General features: G+C 66.6%; 16 protein-coding genes and 2 tRNA genes. 13 read left to right on the top strand and 5 right to left on the bottom strand.

Translation table 11 applies throughout. From position 1 onward, the window contains the following. Positions 1–431 precede the first annotated feature (431 nt). The 7 genes from dnaA (at position 432) to E1263_RS35725 (ending at position 8226) form a co-directional block, all read left to right on the top strand. The gene (gene dnaA, locus E1263_RS35755; protein ID WP_132175651.1) at positions 432–2036 is read left to right on the top strand and encodes a chromosomal replication initiator protein DnaA; all 1605 of its coding nucleotides are present in this window, start codon (positions 432–434) and stop codon (positions 2034–2036) included. Between the two features lie 456 nt (positions 2037–2492). Then, positions 2493–3638 carry a DNA polymerase III subunit beta gene (gene dnaN, locus E1263_RS35750; RefSeq protein WP_132175649.1) on the top strand — a complete coding sequence of 382 codons (1146 nt, stop codon included), beginning with the start codon at positions 2493–2495 and terminating at the stop codon, positions 3636–3638. Positions 3639–3664: 26 nt separating this feature from the next. Next, positions 3665–4588, top strand: coding sequence for a phosphogluconate dehydrogenase (NAD(+)-dependent, decarboxylating) (gnd, locus tag E1263_RS35745; RefSeq protein ID WP_132175647.1), 924 nt, complete (start codon positions 3665–3667; stop codon positions 4586–4588). A 1-nt stretch (position 4589) separates the two neighbouring features. Further along, complete coding sequence (gene recF, locus E1263_RS35740; RefSeq protein WP_132175645.1) at positions 4590–5729, top strand: DNA replication/repair protein RecF; 1140 nt, start codon at positions 4590–4592, stop codon at positions 5727–5729. Beyond that, complete coding sequence (locus E1263_RS35735) at positions 5722–6297, top strand: DciA family protein (protein WP_132175643.1); 576 nt, start codon at positions 5722–5724, stop codon at positions 6295–6297. Before recF ends, E1263_RS35735 begins: the two co-directional genes overlap by 8 nt. Positions 6298–6350: 53 nt before the next feature. Next, positions 6351–6869 (top strand): hypothetical protein, encoded by a 519-nt coding sequence (locus tag E1263_RS35730; RefSeq protein WP_132175641.1) that lies wholly within the window; start codon positions 6351–6353, stop codon positions 6867–6869. A gap of 49 nt (positions 6870–6918) precedes the next feature. Further along, the gene (locus tag E1263_RS35725) at positions 6919–8226 is read left to right on the top strand and encodes a hypothetical protein (RefSeq protein ID WP_132175639.1); all 1308 of its coding nucleotides are present in this window, start codon (positions 6919–6921) and stop codon (positions 8224–8226) included. Positions 8227–8230: 4 nt separating this feature from the next. Here E1263_RS35725 and E1263_RS35720 read toward each other — a convergent pair whose 3' ends face one another. From E1263_RS35720 to E1263_RS35710, 3 genes are read right to left on the bottom strand one after another with little or no spacing between them, the layout of a single operon-like run. Then, positions 8231–8788 carry a hypothetical protein gene (locus E1263_RS35720; protein WP_132175637.1) on the bottom strand — a complete coding sequence of 186 codons (558 nt, stop codon included), beginning with the start codon at positions 8786–8788 and terminating at the stop codon, positions 8231–8233. Continuing rightward, entirely contained in the window at positions 8785–9384 is a 600-nt protein-coding gene (locus E1263_RS35715) for a hypothetical protein (RefSeq protein WP_132175635.1), read from the bottom strand. Before E1263_RS35715 ends, E1263_RS35720 begins: the two co-directional genes overlap by 4 nt. Positions 9385–9386: 2 nt before the next feature. Continuing rightward, positions 9387–10031, bottom strand: coding sequence for a hypothetical protein (locus tag E1263_RS35710; protein WP_132175633.1), 645 nt, complete (start codon positions 10029–10031; stop codon positions 9387–9389). Positions 10032–10321: 290 nt separating this feature from the next. On the opposite strand from E1263_RS35710, the gene gyrB reads away from it, so the two are divergent. From gyrB to E1263_RS35685, 6 genes are all read left to right on the top strand, one after another. Continuing rightward, entirely contained in the window at positions 10322–12418 is a 2097-nt protein-coding gene (gene gyrB / locus E1263_RS35705; RefSeq protein ID WP_420323404.1) for a DNA topoisomerase (ATP-hydrolyzing) subunit B, read from the top strand. Positions 12419–12508: 90 nt separating this feature from the next. Beyond that, on the top strand, positions 12509–15166 hold the full coding sequence (gene gyrA, locus E1263_RS35700) for a DNA gyrase subunit A (protein ID WP_132175629.1): 2658 nt from the start codon (positions 12509–12511) through the stop codon (positions 15164–15166). Beyond that, positions 15166–16056, top strand: coding sequence for a DUF3566 domain-containing protein (locus tag E1263_RS35695; protein ID WP_132175627.1), 891 nt, complete (start codon positions 15166–15168; stop codon positions 16054–16056). The genes gyrA and E1263_RS35695 overlap by 1 nt, the downstream gene beginning before the upstream one ends. Before the next feature lie 96 nt (positions 16057–16152). After that, positions 16153–16229: transfer RNA gene (locus tag E1263_RS35690), tRNA-Ile, on the top strand. A 32-nt stretch (positions 16230–16261) separates the two neighbouring features. Beyond that, positions 16262–16393 (top strand): DLW-39 family protein, encoded by a 132-nt coding sequence (locus E1263_RS43870; protein ID WP_238161857.1) that lies wholly within the window; start codon positions 16262–16264, stop codon positions 16391–16393. 11 nt (positions 16394–16404) lie between these two features. Next, positions 16405–16477 (top strand) — tRNA-Ala (locus E1263_RS35685). 493 nt (positions 16478–16970) lie between these two features. Here E1263_RS35685 and E1263_RS35680 read toward each other — a convergent pair. Together E1263_RS35680 and E1263_RS35675 are read right to left on the bottom strand one after the other, a co-directional pair. Beyond that, the gene (locus E1263_RS35680) at positions 16971–17375 is read right to left on the bottom strand and encodes a DUF6228 family protein (protein WP_132175625.1); all 405 of its coding nucleotides are present in this window, start codon (positions 17373–17375) and stop codon (positions 16971–16973) included. Between the two features lie 454 nt (positions 17376–17829). Next, positions 17830–18393 carry a dihydrofolate reductase family protein gene (locus E1263_RS35675; protein ID WP_132175623.1) on the bottom strand — a complete coding sequence of 188 codons (564 nt, stop codon included), beginning with the start codon at positions 18391–18393 and terminating at the stop codon, positions 17830–17832. Positions 18394–18755 lie beyond the last annotated feature (362 nt).

Raw genomic sequence — 18755 nt, 5'->3', positions numbered from 1 at the left:
CCCCCGCCGAGCACACCCCCGCCGCAGAAATCCCCCGCGCGGGTGTTCCTGGCGCAGGTGTTCCGATCGCAGGTGTTCCGATCGCAGGAGTTCCGATCGCAGGAGTTCCGATCGCAGGAGTTCCGATCGCAGGAGTTCCGATCGCAGGAGTTCCGATCGCAGGAGTCCCTGATGGAGGCATCCCCGGCGCAGGCATCCGCCGCTCGGACAGCCCCGCTGCGGAGATCCCCCGCTCGGATGGCCCTGGGCCGAGCGTCCCTGACGCGGGCGTTCCCGGTGGAGGCATCCCGGCCGGCTATGACCCCGCCACACACGCTCCCGCTGCGCCCTTCCCGGCTGCACCTGTCCCCGCTGCACCCATCCCGGCACCAGCGCCCACCCCGGCTCCCCGGGTTGAGGCACCGGTCCGTGCCGAAGCGGCTCCCCCGGTGATGGATCTCGGCGACGCGTGGACCCGAGTCCTGGCTGGTCTCCCGCCGAACCAGCGCGCCTGGCTGACCAACTCGCGCCCGGTCACGCTGCACGAGAGCACCGCCATCGTCGCGGTGCCCGACGACTTCACCCGCGGTCAGCTGGAGACCCGGCTGCGTCCCGATCTTGAGCGGATCCTGTCGGAGAGCTTCGGCCGGGACATCCGAATCGCCGTCACCGTCGACCCGTCGCTCGACCCTGAGCTCCAGCCGCAGGCACCGACGCCGCCGCCGATCCGGGAGCCGCTCAGGACCGAGGGTTCCTACCAGCCGACGATCCAGTCCGCATTGACCGATCCGGACCAGAGCCACACCCAGCCCTACCGGCAGCCGGCTCAGCAGCCGATCGCGCAACCGCCCCAGGAGCAGGCGCCGTCGTACGAGCAGCCTGCGGCCCAGCAATATGCGCCTCAGCAGAATCAGCCGTTCGGTCAGCCGACCCAGCAGCCGTTCGGTCACCAGTCCGGTCCGGACAGTCGGCCGCCTGGTGCCCCGGCACCGGCACAGCCGGCCACCGAGGCGCAGGGCGAGGCCCGGCTGAACCCGAAGTACACCTTCGAGACCTTCGTCATCGGTAGCTCGAACCGGTTCGCCCACGCAGCCGCCGTCGCGGTCGCCGAGGCACCGGGCAAGGCGTACAACCCGCAACTGATCTACGGCGACTCGGGTCTGGGCAAGACGCACCTGTTGCACGCGATCGGCCACTACGTGCGCAGTCTCTACACCGGCGCCCGCGTCCGGTACGTGTCGAGCGAAGAGTTCACCAACGACTTCATCAACGCGATCCGCGACGACAAGGCGTCCCAGTTCCAGCGCCGGTACCGCGATGTCGATGTCCTGCTGATCGACGACATCCAGTTCCTCGAGGGCAAGATCCAGACGCAGGAAGAGTTCTTCCACACCTTCAACACCCTGCACAACGCGAACAAGCAGATCGTGATCAGCTCCGACCGGGCCCCGAAACGACTGGAGGCGCTGGAGGACCGGCTGCGCAACCGGTTCGAGTGGGGCCTGATCACCGACATCCAGCCGCCCGACCTCGAGACCCGGATCGCGATCCTGCGGAAGAAGGCGGCCACCGAACGACTGACTGCGCCGCCCGAGGTGCTGGAGTTCATCGCCTCGAAGGTGCAGACCAACATCCGTGAGCTCGAGGGCGCCCTGATCCGGGTCACCGCGTTCGCCAGCCTGAACCGGCAGCCGGTCGACCTGAGCCTGGCCGAGATCGTGCTCAAGGACCTGATCCCCGAAGGCAGCAAGCCCGAGGTGACGTCGAGCATGATCATGGGCCAGACCGCCTCGTACTTCGGTCTGTCGATCGACGACCTCTGCGGATCCAGCCGGAGCCGGGTACTGGTGACGGCCCGCCAGATCGCGATGTACCTGTGCCGGGAGCTGACGGATCTGTCGCTGCCGAAGATCGGTCAGCAGTTCGGCGGTCGCGACCACACCACGGTCATGCATGCCGAACGAAAGATCCGCCAGTTGATGTCCGAGCGGCGGTCGGTCTTCAACCAGGTGACCGAGCTGACGAACCGGATCAAGCACCAGGCGAAACAGCAGTAACAAGCCCACAGGGTGGGGACACACCTGTGGACAAAGTGGGGGTAAAGCAGTGGATAGCTCGGTGTGTGTTGTGGACGGCCTGTGGGGACAGCAAAGTTCGTCCACCGCCGTCCCCAGACAAAGCGGTGGCCGTCCACACGGCGTACACAGGGCAATTCGGCCTCTGACCTGCGAAGTCTCGGGTTTCCCACAGAATCCACAGGTGCTAAGAACCTTATGGAACCTGTAGAGGAATCTGAGTCCATAAATTGAACGAACGGCCCAACCTGGGGAAAACCTCGTCTCGCATCGATCGCCGGGACCTGTCAGGCTGGGTCCCCCAACCAGCTCCAAGACCCCTCACCAGATGCAGACGCGACCCGCCCGAGAGCGCCACGTCATCCCCGATGGGCACACACCACCCGTGTCCGTGGCAGGATCTGCCTGGCACCCAGCCGAATCAGGAGGCACCCCGCGGTGAAGTTTCGCGTCGAGCGCGACGTACTGGCCGAGTCGGTGGCCTGGGCCGCGCGTAGCTTGCCCAGTCGCCCGAGTGTTCCGATCCTTGCCGGCCTATTGGTCGAAGCAGGCGACGGACAGATCACCCTGTCCGGCTTCGACTACGAGACCTCGGTCCGCGTCACCGTGCCTGCACAGGTGGCCGATACCGGTAAGTGCTTGATCTCCGGCCGGCTCGTCGCCGACATCTCCAAGAGTCTTCCGAACCAGCCCGTGGACTTCCAGGTGGACGGCGCCAAGGCGCAGGTCACTTGTGGCAGTTCGCGGTTCACGCTCCAGACGCTTCCCACAGAGGAATATCCGGCGTTGCCGGACCTTCCGGCGGCCAGCGGCACCATCAAGGCGGATGTCTTCGCGCAGGCGGTCTCGCAGGTTGTCACTGCGGCCGGCCGTGAAGACACCCTCCCGGTGCTGACCGGTGTGCGGGTCGAGATCGAGGGATCCACGATCTCGCTGCTCGCGACCGACCGCTACCGGCTGGCGATCCGTGAGCTCCAGTGGAACCCCGAGTCCCCCGACGCCTCCGCGGCCGCGCTGATCCCGGCCCGCGTGCTGTCGGAGACGGCCAAAGCGATGACCGGCTCGGACGTCACCGTCTCGCTGGCCGCGCCCGGCAGTGGTGACGGCATCGTCGGCTTCGAGGGCGAGGTGTCCGGGGGTAACCGCCGGGCCACGACCCGGTTGCTCGACGGCGAGTTCCCGAAGGTTCGCGGCATCATCCCGACCGACGCCGCGATCCAGACTCGCGTCCGGATCGAGACCGCCGTACTGGTCGAGGCCGTGAAGCGCGTCGCCCTGGTCGCCGAGCGGAACGCACCGGTCCGGCTGACCTTCGCCGAGGACAGCGTGACGCTGGATGCCGGCAGCGGAGACGAGGCGCAGGCTTCGGAGTCGATCGAGGCACGCGTCGTCGGTGATCCAGTCACGGTCGGCTTCAACCCGACGTACCTGCTCGACGGTCTCAGCGCGATCGGTACGCCGGTTGCTCACCTGGCGTTCACGCAGGCCACCAAGCCGGCCGAGCTGACCGGCGTGCGAGACTTCGAGGGTGACCCGATCAGCGAGTTCCGGTACGTGCTGATGCCGGTCCGTCTGAACAGCTGAACGCCAACAGAACAAGGGGATTCACGATGGAGCTCGGCCTTGTCGGTCTCGGCAAGATGGGCGGCAACATGCGCCAGCGGATCCGCAACGCTGGTCACACGGTTGTCGGCTTCGACCACAACCAGGACATCTCCGACGCGACGGATCTCGCCGACATGGTCGGCAAGCTCAGCGCGTCCGACCAGCCGAAGGTCGTCTGGGTGATGGTGCCGGTGCAGGCCATCGACCCGGTCGTCACCGAGCTGGCCGAGCTGCTCTCCCCCGGCGACATCGTGATCGACGGCGGCAACAGCCGCTGGACCGATGACACCCGGCGCGCGGCGCAGCTGGCCGAAAAGGGCATCAAGTTCGCCGACTGCGGTGTCTCCGGTGGCGTCTGGGGTCTCGAGAACGGCTACGCGCTGATGTGCGGCGGCGAGAAGGACACCATCGCCACGGTGATGCCGATCTTCGAGGCGCTCAAGCCCGAGGGCGAGTTCGGGTTCGTGCACGCCGGCAAGGTCGGCGCGGGCCACTTCTCGAAGATGGTTCACAACGGCATCGAGTACGGGATCATGCAGGCGTACGCCGAGGGCTACGAGCTGCTCGAGGCCGCGGATGTCGTCGACAACGTGCCGGAGGCATTCCGCTCCTGGCGCGAGGGCACCGTGATCCGGTCCTGGCTGCTCGACCTGCTCGTGAACGCACTCGAGGACGATACCCACCTGGAGAAGATCCGCGGGTACGCCGATGACTCCGGCGAAGGGCGCTGGACCGTCGAGGCCGCGATCGACCACGCCGTACCGGTGCCGGCCATCGCGGCGGCGCTGTTCGCGCGGTTCGCGTCCCGGCAGGAGGACTCGCCGGCGATGAAGGCGATCGCCGCGATGCGCAACCAGTTCGGTGGGCACGCCGTGAAGGGTGCCGACGCGGCCGACCCGTCGTACGCGACGCCGCCGATCAAGCACTGAGGTGTATGTCACCGCCCTGGGTCTGATCGACTTCCGGTCCTACCAGCAGGCGGAGGTCGAGCTCGCTCCGGGCGTGACGGCCTTCGTCGGGCCGAACGGGCACGGCAAGACCAACCTGGTCGAGGCGATCCACTACACCGCGACGCTCGGTTCGCACCGGGTGGCGACCGACGCACCGCTGGTGCGGGCCGGCGCTCCCCGGGCGATCGTGCGGACCGAGATCAAGAGCCAGTACGACCGCGACGTCGTGGTCGAGCTGGAAATCAATCCTGGGCGGGCAAACCGGGCCCGGATCAACCGATCCCCGGTTCCGCGGCCACGGGAAGTGCTCGGTCTGCTCCGGACGGTGCTGTTCGCGCCGGAAGATCTTGCGCTGGTGAAGGGCGATCCGTCGGAACGGCGGCGGTTCCTCGACGAGCTGCTGACACTGCGCGCACCGCGGATGGCCGGCGTACGGGCTGACTACGACCGGGTGCTCAAGCAGCGGAACTCCTTGCTGCGCAGCGCTTCGCAGGCTCGTCGGCAGAATCGGACGAGCTCCGCTGAGGCACAACTACGCACGCTCGAGGTGTGGGATTCCAACCTCGCCCGGACCGGCGCGGAGTTGCTCGCGACGCGGCTGGAGCTGCTCGAGGCGTTGCGTCCGTTGACAGCCGACGCGTACGACGCTGTTGCCCGCGGCAAGGGTGATGCGCGGCTGGAGTACAAGTCGTCGATTCCGCTCGAGCCCGGGGTCACGTCTCGTGAGCAACTGGCGGAGGTCATCCTCGCCACGGTCCTGGAGAAGCGGCAGGACGAACTCGACCGCGGGGTTTCGCTCGTCGGCCCGCACCGAGATGACGTCGTACTGGGGCTTGGGGACTTGCCTGCGAAGGGGTATGCGAGTCACGGTGAGTCCTGGTCGTACGCACTCGCGCTGCGACTGGCGTCGTACGAGCTGCTGCGGGCGGACGGGGGTGAACCGGTGCTGATCCTGGATGACGTGTTCGCCGAGCTCGACACCAGTCGCCGGGATCGGTTGGCCGAGCTGGTGGCTCCGGCCGAGCAGGTGCTCGTGACCGCTGCGGTCGGCGCGGACGTGCCCGCGGAGCTCAGCGGAGTGCGCTTCGAAGTCGGCGACGGGACCGTCCGTCGTGCCTGAACCCCGGAATTCCTCTGAGAGCGACGACGACAGCCTCGTCGCTCCAGAGTTGCCGGAGGACGAGGAGCACGACAAGCAGGGGCTGGACCTGGCGAAATCCCTCGCCGGCCGGCTCAAGCAGCAGGCGGCGAACGGCGGCTTCAAGCCGGTCAAGCGCAAGCGCCGCTCGCGCATCGAGGGCGTCCAGGTCAGCGGTGCCCGCCCCGACGACCGCGACCCGCAGAAGCTCACCAACACCCTCGGCCGCCTGATGCGCGACCAGGGCTGGGAGGTGGACGTCGCCGTACACGGGGTGATGGCTCGCTGGCCCACGATCGTCGGCCGCGAGACAGCCCAGCACTGCACCCCGGAGTCCTACGAGAACAACATCCTCACCGTCCGGACCTCGTCCACAGCCTGGGCGACGCAGCTCAAACTCCTCGCCCCCGACCTCGTCCGCCGCCTCAACGCGGAACTGGGCGACGGCACCGTCGTCGCCGTCAACGTCCAAGGCCCTCACGCCCCCAGTTGGCGCCGCGGCCCCCGCACAGTCCGCGGCGGCCGCGGTCCGCGCGACACCTACGGCTGATCGCTCACAATCTGTTACGTAGTCGTCATTATCAGTAACTAACGTCGATGACTATGCGACGACGTTTCCTGGCGGCCTCAGCCGCGCTGGCCCTCTGCGCAGTCCCCCTCACCGCTGCTGCGGCGCCGGGCGATCGCGGCTGTACGACGGCGCGCGGCACGGCCACACTGCTCTCGAACAAGGGCAACAAACCTGTGGGGGCTTACACGCAGACCGTCGTCTACTGCTGGAGCTGGGTCGGAAAACCGTCGCAGTACACGATTGACTCGACCAAGCGGTCGGCCACCTGGAAGCTCCAGAAGAACGACGAGAAGTGCGGGGCCGATGTGTTCTCCCAGTGGGACGGCGATCCCCGGCGGCACTACGACGCGGTGAAGAAGTGGTCGGAGAAGACGTGGGACTCCACGATGGGGCATACCTTCACCCGCAACTACTTCCAGCAGACCTACCAGAACGACCACAAGTGCACCTTCAAGTACCGGGGCAGTTTGGTCTGGGAGCCGAAAGTGGTTCTCCGGTTGGCCCTGCCGAAGCCCAGTGTGGTCAGTGCGGAGCCCGTCCGGCCGGGATAGCCCGCGGGGGTCGCCATCGTCGCCCCGCGATGACCTAGGATCGGGCGCGATGCGCACCCTGGTCGATGGCTTCCGCGAAATGGTCCAGCTGATCGGAGACACCTTCCGGCTCTGGTGGCGGAACCTGCTGCCTCTGATCACCTGGTGGTTGGTCGGGTATGTGGGCTTCAAGGCCTGTGTGCGGGCTGCCATCTGGTTGGACGAGCACGCGCACGGGAGCCTGGGGGTCGGGGTCTTCGCGATCGGTGTGATGATCCAGATCACCGCGTCGATCGGCATGATTCGAACCTGCGCGAGTTCGCTGTACCGGTGGCGCGATGCCGCCCGGAACAAGTCTGAGGAGACTTCGGACCCGACGCAGCAGGGCTTTCTGGAACTGGTCGCCGTCACGTTGCTGCCGCTGGTCGCGGTCTGGTCGGCGTGGGGGTTCCTGGAGGGCCAGGTCACCGAACTGTCGACGAGCAACAACGTGGAGCGGGGTCTCCAACAGGGGGCGTTGTTCTTCGAGCTGCCAGGCGGGCAGTGGCACAAGTACGTGCCGGCGATTGTCATCCTGCTGGTCCTGCGGCGGATCCTGCAGGCCGTCGATGACCGGTGGCCGAGCCGGCCGGTCAAGTTCGCCCAGGTGTGGGCGGAGTCGTTCTTCCTGCTGCTCACTGTGGTTGTCTCGACGTACGCGATCGACGACGCCAAGTACTGGTTCAAGGATCGCAACTTCTGGTACTGGTCGGTCGATTGGTTCGATGCCTGGAAGGACTTCTGGGCCGCGATCAAGATCCCGCTGCCGGCCGGCATCGAGTTCCTCTGGGGCTTCACCTGGGAAACCCTCTGGCCGCTGTTCAAGCTGGGGGTCGCGGAACCCCTGACCTGGTTGGCGATCACGACCGTCGTCTTCGGCCACCGGGTGCTGTCGAGCCGTGGCGTGTTCACTGGCACGGGAGTGGAGCGACGGCTCGGCGCACGGGTCGGCGCGGAAGCGCCGCAGCCCAACCGGTTCGTTGCCCTGACCAACAAAGCGCCGGATCTTCTGCTCGGCGGATTCCGGGAGAAGTTCTACCCGACGCTGAACGCGTTCCGGCTGCTCGTCCGGGTCGGACCGGTCTTCCTCGGTGTGGTCTGCATGCTCTACACGGTCTGGCTGCTCGGTGACGACTGGCTGTTCGTCGCGATCCAGCGTGCCATCGGCATCCACGGTCAGCGGTGGGGCCTGATGAACCACGAGATCGCGGACTTCATTCGCAGCATCATCTTCGAGCCGATCCGGATCGCCTTGCTGGCGGCGGCTTTCGACCTGTGCATCTCGGTCGGCAGCGAACGCCGTACCGAAGCGGCGGCCGCGGCGAAGGCGACCGCCTGAGCGACTAGACGGTGATCAGGAACCGCTCGTACTCGTCGCGGTTGGTGACCACCACACCCTGCAGGTGCGGAACGGCCTCCGCCGGTACGACGAAGATTTGCGCGACCTTGGTGGCCTTGTTCCGCGGGAACGGATGGTCGTAGTCGGAGCAGCTTGTCTGGATCGGGAACCTGCTGGCACTGGTGGTCTGCCAGGTGTTCCCACGGTCGTCGCGGAGCGCGGCGGAGCAAAGGAAACCGCCGTCCTTGATTCGTAGACCGTCGAGCGCAGTGACGCGCAACTGGGCAACGACGATGACCGCGCCGGCCGGACGGTCGACCTTGATCTCTTCACCCTTGGTGTCGACCAGCCGGGTGTAGACGGTCATCGAGTCCAGTTGCCAGGCCGCCCGGCCGATGGTGACCGGGCCCTTGGCGACGACGTGGTTGATCGCGCCGTCGTTGAAGTTCTGCTCCGGGTCGCCGAGGTAGGTCTTCAGCATCAGGAAGCAACTGGTGGCCAGCAGGACCAGCAGCAGTGAGATCTGCGCCGCCAGCCGGGCGGCGCGGCTCGCGTCCTTCATGACGCCACCCGGACATCCCGCTCGGGGAGCACGTACTGATCCACAGCCGTGTCGAGCAGCATCTGTGCGCTCGCGGCGCCCGGGATACCGAGATCGACCGACACCTTCCGGTTCAGCACGTTCCACAGCTGCGAGGGCTGCACGTCCAGCGTCAGTCCCTCGAGCTGGGCCGGGTCGACCTCGAAGACGATCGCGCCGGCGTTCGTGAAACCGGCAGCCCCGAACTCGATCCCGGAGTACGTGAGCCCGACCGGCGTGAAGACGGCATCACCGTCCGAGGTCAGCGTGGGATCGGGCCGGTCCGGCTTGCCGGCGCCCGCGGTGCTCTCCCACTCCAGCGCGACGAACACGCCGTTGGTCTCGATCGGCTTCTCGTCCGTGGACGAGTTCGCGTCGAGCACCGACTTGGCCAGTTGCATCCGGACAATCGTCAGCGAGGCGTCCTGGCCGAACTGCAGTGGCTGGCCGATGGTCCCCTTGCTGATCTCCATGTTCTGTTCCTCGAACACCTGGTCCGGGGTGGCCAGCCGGGTCAGGCCGCCGATCAGCACGAACAGGACGCCGACGGCGATGGTGGCGGGGCGGTAGAGCTTCACTCCTACTTCTCCTCGTCCTTGACGACGACAGACGGCTTCAGCCGGACGACGGCGGTCGCCTCCGGCAGGTGCCAGTACGGCTCCTCGTTGGCGCCGAGCAGCCCGTTGTCGGAGATGTACTGCTCACCGAGGATGCCGACCTCGATCTGGTCCGCGCTGAAGTCCGGCGCGATCTCGAACTTGGTGAAGCAGCTCTCCGCCGGCAGACCGTAGACCATTACCCAGCCGATCTCGCCGCGGCAGGTGCCTCCGTTGGACTCGATCAGGTCCTGGCCGCCACCGGGAACCAGCCGGACCAGGTTTCCGGCCAGGGAGTCGCTCTCCTTCTCCTCGGTGTCGATGTTGCGCAGGTCGAAGTAGACGCGCAGCTCGGCCTTCGCGGCGGAGTACTCGGTCTTGGGCTCGCGGATGATCTCGGCCTTGCTGAAGCTGTACTCCCAGCGGCCCGCAGAGACCGTGGCCGGCGCATCGACGGTGGCCACCAGCGTCGGGACGGCCCGGCCGGTCTTCTCCTTCCAGCCGCCGGTGACCAGCACCAGCAGGGCGATCACGACCACGGCACCGATCACGATCAGCCAGGTCCGCCGGTGCCGGCGAATCACCCGGTCGGCGATCAGGTCGTCGATGACGTCGTCAAGACTCTCCACGCCAGCGATCCTAAGGGGCAGCGGGTGCGCGTAAGGCGGTCTGGACCGGTGGCCGGCAGGCGGCGCCGTACCGGGTCAGTGGTGAAACTGCCGGAGGCCACTGAGCGCCCGTGAGCGCTTTCCGGCCCCCCACCCGCGAGAGGGGACATGGCGAGGAGGGCGAAAAGACGCCCTGAGGTGAGTTTCGGGCGGCTGATGGCAGGTTCTGCTTCGGTCGACGGGTAAGATAGACCGTGTACGACGAGCTGCGCCCCTGACAACACTGTAGTGGCCGCTTCCAGTGTGCCGCGATGCCTCGCGAACGCGGGGTCCGAGGAGGACAACAGCCGGTGACCGACGAGCCGACCGAGATCGACGAAACAACGTCCGCAGAGGACACCGGCAGTGCAGTCGCAGAGATCGAAGAAGAAGAACTGCTGACCGAGATCCAGTCCAGCGTCGTCGAGAAGGAGTACGACGCCAGCGCGATCCAGGTCCTCGAAGGGCTCGACGCGGTCCGCAAGCGGCCCGGTATGTACATCGGCTCGACCGGTGAGCGCGGTCTGCACCACCTCGTCACCGAGGTCGTGGACAACGCGGTGGACGAGGCACTCGCCGGGTTCTGCGACAAGATCGTGGTCACCCTGATGCCCGACGGCGCCGTTCGCGTCGTCGACAACGGCCGTGGTATCCCGGTCGACATCGTCGAGTCCGAGGGCAAGCCGGCCGTCACGGTCGTCCTGACCGTTCTGCACGCCGGTGGCAAGTTCGGTGGCGGCGGCTACAAGGTGTCCGGTGGTCTGCACGGCGTCGGTGTCTCGGTCGTGAACGCGCTGTCGGACCGGCTCCGGGTGGATGTCAACAAGAACGGCAAGATCTACACCCAGTCCTTCACCTTCGGTGTCCCGGACGAGGACCTGGCCGAGATCGGTACGTCGGACTCCGACGGCACCACGATCACCTTCTGGCCGAGCCCGGGAGTCTTCGAGACGACCACGTTCTCGTTCGAGACGCTGAGCACCCGCTTCCGCGAGTACGCCTTCCTGAACAAGGGCCTCGAGCTGGTCATCCGCGACGAGCGCCCGGAGTTCATCGAGGACGGGCAGCCGGCCGAGCAGTCCTTCAGGTACGAAGCGGGCCTGGTCGACTACGTGAAATACCTGACCGGGATCCGCGAGACCGTGCACCGCGACGTGATCGCGTTCGAGGCCGCGCAGGCCGACGGATCGCTGAGCCTCGAGGTCGCGATGCAGTGGAGCGGCTCCTACCAGGAGTCCGTGCACACCTTCGCGAACACGATCAACACCCACGAGGGCGGCACCCACGAAGAGGGCTTCCGGGCCGCGCTCACCTCACTGGTCAACTCGTTCGCCGAGGACCAGGGCATGATCAAGAAGAAGGAGGACAGGCTCACCGGTGACGACATCCGCGAAGGCCTGACCGCGATCATCTCGGTCAAGCTCGGCAACCCGCAGTTCGAGGGCCAGACCAAGACCAAACTCGGCAACACCGAGGTGAAGGGCTTCACCCAGCGGGTCGTCAACGACCGGCTCGGCGCCTGGTTCGAGCAGAACCCGGCCGAGGGCCGCGAGATCATCCGCAAGGCCACCGCGGCCGCGAGTGCCCGGATCGCCGCCCGCAAGGCGCGCGAGCTGGCCCGCAACCGCAAGGGTCTGCTGGGTGGCGGCGGCCTGCCGGGCAAGCTGTCCGACTGCCAGTCGACGAACCCGGCCGAGTGCGAGGTCTACATCGTCGAGGGTGACTCGGCCGGTGGCTCGGCCAAGGGTGGCCGCGATCCGAAGTACCAGGCGATCCTGCCGATCCGGGGCAAGATCCTGAACGTCGAGAAGGCCCGGATCGACCGCGTTCTGCAGAACAACGAAGTACTGGCGATCATCTCCGCCCTCGGGACCGGCATCCACGAGGACTTCGACGAGGAGAAGCTGCGGTACCACAAGATCGTGCTGATGGCCGACGCGGACGTCGACGGTCAGCACATCCGGACGCTGCTGCTCACCCTGCTGTTCCGGTTCATGCGGCCGCTGATCGAGCGCGGCCACGTCTACGCCGCGCAGCCGCCGCTGTACAAGATCCGCTGGAGCAACCAGACCCCTGAGCTCGCCTACACCGAGCGGGAGAAGGACGGTCTGCTCGAGGCCGGGATCGAGGCCGGCAAGAAGCTGCCGAAGGACAACGCGATCCAGCGCTACAAGGGTCTGGGCGAGATGAACGCCCAGGAGCTGTGGGAAACCACGATGGACCCGGCCAACCGGGTGCTGCTGCAGATCACCCTGGACGACGCGGCCCGGGCCGACGAGACCTTCGCGACCCTGATGGGTGACGACATCGAGGCTCGCCGGAACTTCATCCAGCGCAACGCCAAGGACGTTCGGTTCCTTGATATCTGAGTGCCGCGGCCTCGCCTCTTCGGGGCCGCTACCACTCCTGCGCCGACTTCAGCGACGTACGACGTCTGACACGAACGGGACGAGCATCAGATGACCGAGACCCCCACTGCCCCTGGACACGACCGGATCGAGCCCCTCGATCTGCAGACGGAGATGCAGCAGTCGTACCTCGACTACGCGATGGCCGTCATCGTCGGCCGCGCGCTGCCCGAGGTGCGCGACGGCCTGAAGCCGGTGCACCGGCGCATCCTCTACGCCATGTACGACGGCGGCTACCGCCCGGACCGCGGTTTCTCCAAGTGCTCGCGCATCGTCGGTGACGTGATGGGTCAGTACCACCCGCACGGTGACTCGGCGATCTACGACACCCTGGTCCGGCTGGCGCAGCCGTGGGTGATGCGCGCGCCGATGATCCAGGGACAGGGAAACTTCGGTTCACCCGGTAACGACCCCGCGGCCGCGATGCGGTACACGGAGTGCCGGCTGGCCCCGCTGGCCATGGAGATGGTGCGCGACATCGACCAGGAGACGGTCGACTTCCGCGCCAACTACGACGGCCGCTCGCAGGAGCCGGTCATCCTGCCGGCCCGCTTCCCGAACCTGCTGGTGAACGGCTCCGCCGGGATCGCGGTCGGCATGGCGACGATGATCCCGCCGCACAACCTGCGCGAGGTCGCGGCCGCCGCGCAATGGTGCCTGGAGAACCCGGACGCGACCCAGGAAGAAGTCCTGGCCGCGTGCATGGAGAACATCAAGGGCCCGGACTTCCCGAACGGCGCCCTCATCGTCGGCTACAAGGGCATCGACGACGCCTACCGCACCGGTCGTGGCTCGGTCACGATGCGCGCGGTCGTCGACATCGAGGAAGACGCCAAGGGCCGGACCAGCCTGGTCGTCAGCCAGCTGCCGTACATGGTCAACCCGGACAACCTGGCGCAGAAGATCGCCGAGCTGGTGAACACCGGCAAGATGACCGGGATCGCCGACATCCGCGACGACACGTCATCGCGGACCGGCCAGCGCCTGGTGATCGTGCTCAAGCGCGACGCCCAGCCGCGCGTCGTACTGAACAACCTCTACAAGCACACGCAGCTGCAGGACACTTTCGGCTGCAACATGCTGGCCCTGGTTGACGGCGTGCCGCGCACGCTCAGCGTGGACCTGTTCATCACGCACTGGATCGACCACCAGATCGAGGTCATCCAGCGCCGGACCCGGTACCGCCTGCGTGAGGCGCAGAAGAACGCGCACATCTTCCGCGGATACGTGAAGGCGCTCGACGCGCTGGACGAGGTCATCGCGCTGATCCGCCGCAGCCCCGACGTCGAAGAGGCCCGCCAGGGCCTGATCAGCCTGCTCGAGATCGACGAGATCCAGGCACAGGCGATCCTCGACATGCAGCTGCGCCGGCTGGCCGCCCTGGAGCGGCAGAAGATCATCGACCGGCTGAACGAGCTCGAGGCCGTCATCGCCGACCTCGAGGACATCCTGGCCGACCCGGTCCGGCAGCGGCACATCGTCCGCGACGAGCTGACCGAGATCGTCGACAAGTTCGGCGACGACCGTCGTACCGAGATCATCGCCGCCGACGGCGACCTGTCCGTCCAGGACCTGGTCCCGGACGAGGAAGTCGTCGTCACGATCAGCCGTGGTGGCTACGCCAAGCGCACCAAGACCGACCTGTACCGGACCCAGAACCGGGGCGGTAAGGGTGTTCGGGGCGCGACGATGCGGGCCGAGGACGAGATCGGCCACTTCTTCACCACCACGAACCACCACTGGATGCTGTTCTTCACCACCAAGGGCCGGGTCTACCGGGCCAAGGTGTGGCAGCTGCCCGAGTCGGCGCGCGACGCCAAGGGTTCGCACGTCGCCGGTCTGCTCTCGTTCCAGCCGGACGAGGAGATCGCGCAGGTGCTGACACTGCGCGACTACGAGCAGGAGCCGTACCTGCTGCTCGCCACCAAGCGCGGTCTGGTCAAGAAGACCTCGCTGACCGACTACGACTCGGCCCGGCAGAGCGGCATCATCGCGGTCAACTTCCGCGACGCGGACGACGAATTGATCGGCGCCGAGCTGGCCTCGGCCGAGGACGACCTGATGCTCGTCTCCAAGAAGGGCCAGTCGATCCGCTTCACCGCGAGCGACGAGCAGCTCCGCCCGATGGGCCGGGCCACCTCCGGCGTCACCGGCATGAAGTTCCGCAACGGTGACGAGCTGCTGTCGATGGCCGTCATCCGGGCCGGCTCGGAGGAGGAGGCGCAGTTCGTCTTCACCGTCACCGACGCCGGCTACGCCAAGCGCTCCAAGGTGTCGGAGTACCGCCAGCAGGGTCGTGGCGGTCTCGGCATCAAGGCGGTCAAGCTGAACGACGAGCGCGGTTCGCTGGTCGGCGCGATCGTCGTCGTCGACGAGGACCAGGTGCTCGCGATCAAGGCCAGCGGCCAGGTCGTCCGCAGCCGGGTCGACAGTGTGCCGGTCAAGGGTCGCGACACGATGGGCGTCCGGTTCGCCGGTGTCGGCGAGTCCGACGCGGTCGTCGCGATCGCCCGGAACACCGATCTGACCGTCGAAGAGGTCGAGGACGCCGAGGCGGCCGAGGGCGTTGTCGCCGAGGATGCCCAGAATGTGGACGCTCCGACAACCGAAACACCCTCTGGGAGCGTCAGTACTACCGACGAGCGTTCGACGGATGTGAACGGCGCGGCTACGGTCGAAGACGACGAAGCCGGCCAGGAGGGTAACTGATGACCAACCGCGCGAGGCCGACCTGGCCCGAAGGTGCGGACAGCTCCAAGTCTCAGCGCCCGGCGCCGAGCGAGAAGCAGTCCACGCCGGCCAGTCCGCCCTCCAACGGTCGCTCCGGCGCCACTCCCAGTGGAAACGGGCAGCGCCCGGCCGCCGAGCTCCGCCCGCAGCAACAGCGTCCCGGCACTGCCGGGGCGCCGGTTCGCCCTGCCCAGCAGCCGCCGGTCCGTCCGGCGGCCCAGCCGGGGACGACGCGATCCACCCCCACACCCAGTACGCCGAGCCGCCCGGAACCGTGGTCCCCGACCACGCCGGCGGCGGGCAAGCCGGTCGACAGTGAGTCGGCGTACGGGCTGACTGGGCGTAGTACCGGTGTTGTCAGCAAGACCGAGACGTTCGGTGACAAGGTCAGTGCGGCCCGTCAGGCCGTCCTCGACAAGGCCGCCGCCGTCACGGGCAAGTCCGACGACACCGACAGCGTCGAGTTCGGCGACGGCTCCAAGGCCGCGGCCAAGGGCCAGACCCGCAAGGCGCGGCTGCGGATGTCGCGGATCGACCCGTGGTCGGTCATGAAGACCGCCTTCCTGCTCTCGATCGCCTTCGGCATCGTGACCTGGGTCGCCGTCTTCATCGTCTGGTCCGCGATCGGTGCCGCCGGTGTCTTCGACAACATCAACAGCACCGTCACCGAGGTCCTCGGCAACCCGAACACCGAACCGTTCCGGATCGAGAACTACATCAACACCGGCAAGGTGATGGGTTTCACCACCCTGCTCGCCTGCGCCGATGTGCTGATCATCACGGCCCTGGCCACCCTCGGATCCTTCCTCTACAACATCGCCGCCACGCTCCTCGGCGGTCTCGAGGTCACGCTCGCGTCGGAAGACTGAGCCCTGTCGGCCGGGCCCGCTGCGGCCCGGCCGAAACCGTTTTGGAGGACAGGCGCTCGGTGCGGTAATCTCTCCCGAGTTCGACCCCGTAGATACGGGCCTATAGCTCAGTTGGTTAGAGCGCTGCCCTGATAAGGCAGAGGTCACTGGTTCAAATCCAGTTAGGCCCACCAGATCGTGAAACCCCCGATCCGAGGAGTCCCCGGTGTTCCGAAAGATTCTGCTGGTGCTCTTGGCCGGCATCGGTGGATACTTCGCGTACAAGAAGACCCAGCAGTCCCGCGCGGACAAGGACCTCTGGGCCGAAGCCGTAGACCCGGTCACCCCGGGCCACTAAATCCCCACCACGGGGGCGTAGCTCAATTGGCAGAGCACTGCCTTTGCAAGGCAGGGGTTAGGGGTTCAAGTCCCCTCGTCTCCACGAAGCTCATCCGAGCGTGAATCCGGACTCCCAGTGGGTCCGGATTTTTCGTTCTCCGGAGACTCCGTGCCCTCCACGTGCCCTTTCCCGGCGTTTCCGCTCTTCGGTCGAGCTTGACGGAGCCGGTCGTTCAGCTTGTCGGCGATGACGCGCGAACGGCCCTTCGAGCCGACGAAGACGCGGCCGTCCTCCCCTTCTCGGCGTACTTGGCTAGGTGCTGCTTCAGCTCGTCCAGGAGGTCATCTGGCATGGGGACGGCGCGGCGGCCGGTGGCTGACTTCGGATCCTTCAGGAACAGTTCGCCGCTGCTCAGTTGGGCCTGGTTTTCCACGACTGTGACAAACCCTGTGGATAGATCGACGTTTCGACGGAAAAGCCCAGCCAGCTCGCCGAATCGCAGACTCGTGTGAAGGTGGCCGGCAGCACCATCATCCGGAAGTGAGGCGGCATGGCGTCGACCACCCGCAGCACCCCATCAATCGATAGCACCGGCTCAGAGAGCGAAGAATGACGACAGTTCGTGGGCGAGGGCTGACATTTCAGCACCCGCCTCGACTTGCACGACAACCGCGGCGCTCCACTTGTCGTAGAGGCTGGGCGTGATCCACCAGCGGAGGTCGACGTGCCCGCGCGACGACCAGGTGGCTTCAACCCCGAGATCGCGGTCCGAGTTCACCCACATACGTGTGCCGTCCCAACCGCGAAAATCTTCGCCCAACCGCTCGAGGAACGCAGGCAATCCGGCGCCGGCAGTGTCGTGACTCAGCACCAGCACTTCTGCTACCAACCCGTTCCCCGAAAGGCGAACCGTGTACTCGACTATGTCGTCGGAAGCCAGGTATGGGTCCGAGGCATCGCGGTAGCGAAAGCGCGGGGACGCGAACTCGATCTCCGCCACGCGGTCCGCACTACCCCATCGAAGGGCAACGGCAGTGCCGTCCTCAGACACGTGCAACATGGGGTGATGATCGCATGGGCCAGGCGCGCGAAACGCACTCACATCCCGCGGTCCGGGCTGCAGACTGCCGCATATCACCTGGCGGACGAGTGTCGTGCATCTGTCAACGGAGGACGGTCAAGTCCTGTGCAGTGGTCCAGCAGGCTCCCGTTCGTCGAGATAGCCGGTGCGGCATGCGAGTGACACGTGGCTTCGATCGCCGCACCATCCACCACCGGCCACAGCACCATCGGCCATCGAGTGAACGGACCGTGCAGCCGGCAACCGATTTCCGACGACACACTCCTTCCACTCGACGACACACCCCACACTCAATCACCTCAACACGGCCGACTCGCGTGCCCCGGGGCTATCCACCTGCCGTGATTCCCAATCGTCGATTCGCGGTGTCAGCTCAGCGCGTCGGTTCGTATCTGGCCAGAGTTACGCCGCCGGGGAATGTTCGTGTCTCCACCAGGTTCAGGTTCACCCAGTTGTCCAGCGTGGGGTAGAACGGTGTGCCGCTGCCGACCAGCACCGGGTGGGTGACGATCTCGTACTCGTCGACTAGCCCGGCTCGCATCGCCGCGCCGGCGAGTGTGGCGCCGGTGACTCTCATCGGCTCGCCGTCGTCGGCCTTCAGCCGGGTGATCTCCGGTACGGCGTCGCCGGTGAACAGGCGGGTGTTCCAGTCGACCTTGTTGATCGTTGAGGAGAACACCAGCTTCGGGGTGTCCCGCCAGTTGCGTGCGAACTCGATCTGGGCCGGGGTGGCGTCGGGCTGCTGGTCGCCGGTCGGCCAGTGGGAGCTCATCGCCTCCCACAGCTTGCGGCCGTACAGCAGCAGCCCGATCGCCAGTTCCTGGTCGAGCCACCACTGAAACAGTTCGTCGCTCGGCACGCCCCAGCTGATGTCGTCGCGGGGCGCGGTGATGTAGCCGTCCAAGGTCAGGTTCATGCCGTAGATCAGTTTCCGCATGGCGCCATGCCTTTCTGTCAGGCCGGCGGCTTCTCCGGCCGATCCTTACCCCCACTACGAACGCCTCACTCCGGATCCAACAGCCTATTGGCTGAGATTCTCGCGAGGCTTTCTCCGTCGGCGCGAGCCCCGGCGCGCGCCTTGAGCACGGTTCAGTCACTGAGCGGGCCGGAAAATGACTGAGGGGTGCTCAAAGGGGTGGCTGGCGTTTGGTGCCTGGGGCGCAAGGCGGATTCATGCGGGCGGCGGGGTCTACGGAGACGGGTAGTTCGTGTTCTTAGGCGTACTGGTCGGGCAAGGAAGGCCATCGGGTGGCTGCCCAGGCGGACCAGGTTTTGTGGGGTGGGGGGACGGATGGGATG

Source organism: Kribbella antibiotica, assembly GCF_004349055.1.
Taxonomy (GTDB): Bacteria; Actinomycetota; Actinomycetes; order Propionibacteriales; family Kribbellaceae; genus Kribbella; species Kribbella antibiotica.
Note: the sequence above shows the minus strand (reverse complement) of the source record. Positions and strands in the feature narration are given on the sequence as shown.

Excerpts from the sequence above, each read along its gene's own strand:
- dnaA (WP_132175651.1), top strand. The coding sequence starts at position 432 with ATGGATCTCGGCGACGCGTGGACCCGAGTCCTGGCTGGTCTCCCGCCG.
- gnd (WP_132175647.1), top strand. The coding sequence starts at position 3,665 with ATGGAGCTCGGCCTTGTCGGTCTCGGCAAGATGGGCGGCAACATGCGC.
- E1263_RS35730 (WP_132175641.1), top strand. The coding sequence starts at position 6,351 with ATGCGACGACGTTTCCTGGCGGCCTCAGCCGCGCTGGCCCTCTGCGCA.
- E1263_RS35725 (WP_132175639.1), top strand. The coding sequence starts at position 6,919 with ATGCGCACCCTGGTCGATGGCTTCCGCGAAATGGTCCAGCTGATCGGA.
- E1263_RS35720 (WP_132175637.1), bottom strand. The coding sequence starts at position 8,788 with ATGAAGGACGCGAGCCGCGCCGCCCGGCTGGCGGCGCAGATCTCACTG.
- gyrB (WP_420323404.1), top strand. The coding sequence starts at position 10,322 with ATGCCTCGCGAACGCGGGGTCCGAGGAGGACAACAGCCGGTGACCGAC.
- gyrA (WP_132175629.1), top strand. The coding sequence starts at position 12,509 with ATGACCGAGACCCCCACTGCCCCTGGACACGACCGGATCGAGCCCCTC.
- E1263_RS35695 (WP_132175627.1), top strand. The coding sequence starts at position 15,166 with ATGACCAACCGCGCGAGGCCGACCTGGCCCGAAGGTGCGGACAGCTCC.
- E1263_RS35675 (WP_132175623.1), bottom strand. The coding sequence starts at position 18,393 with ATGCGGAAACTGATCTACGGCATGAACCTGACCTTGGACGGCTACATC.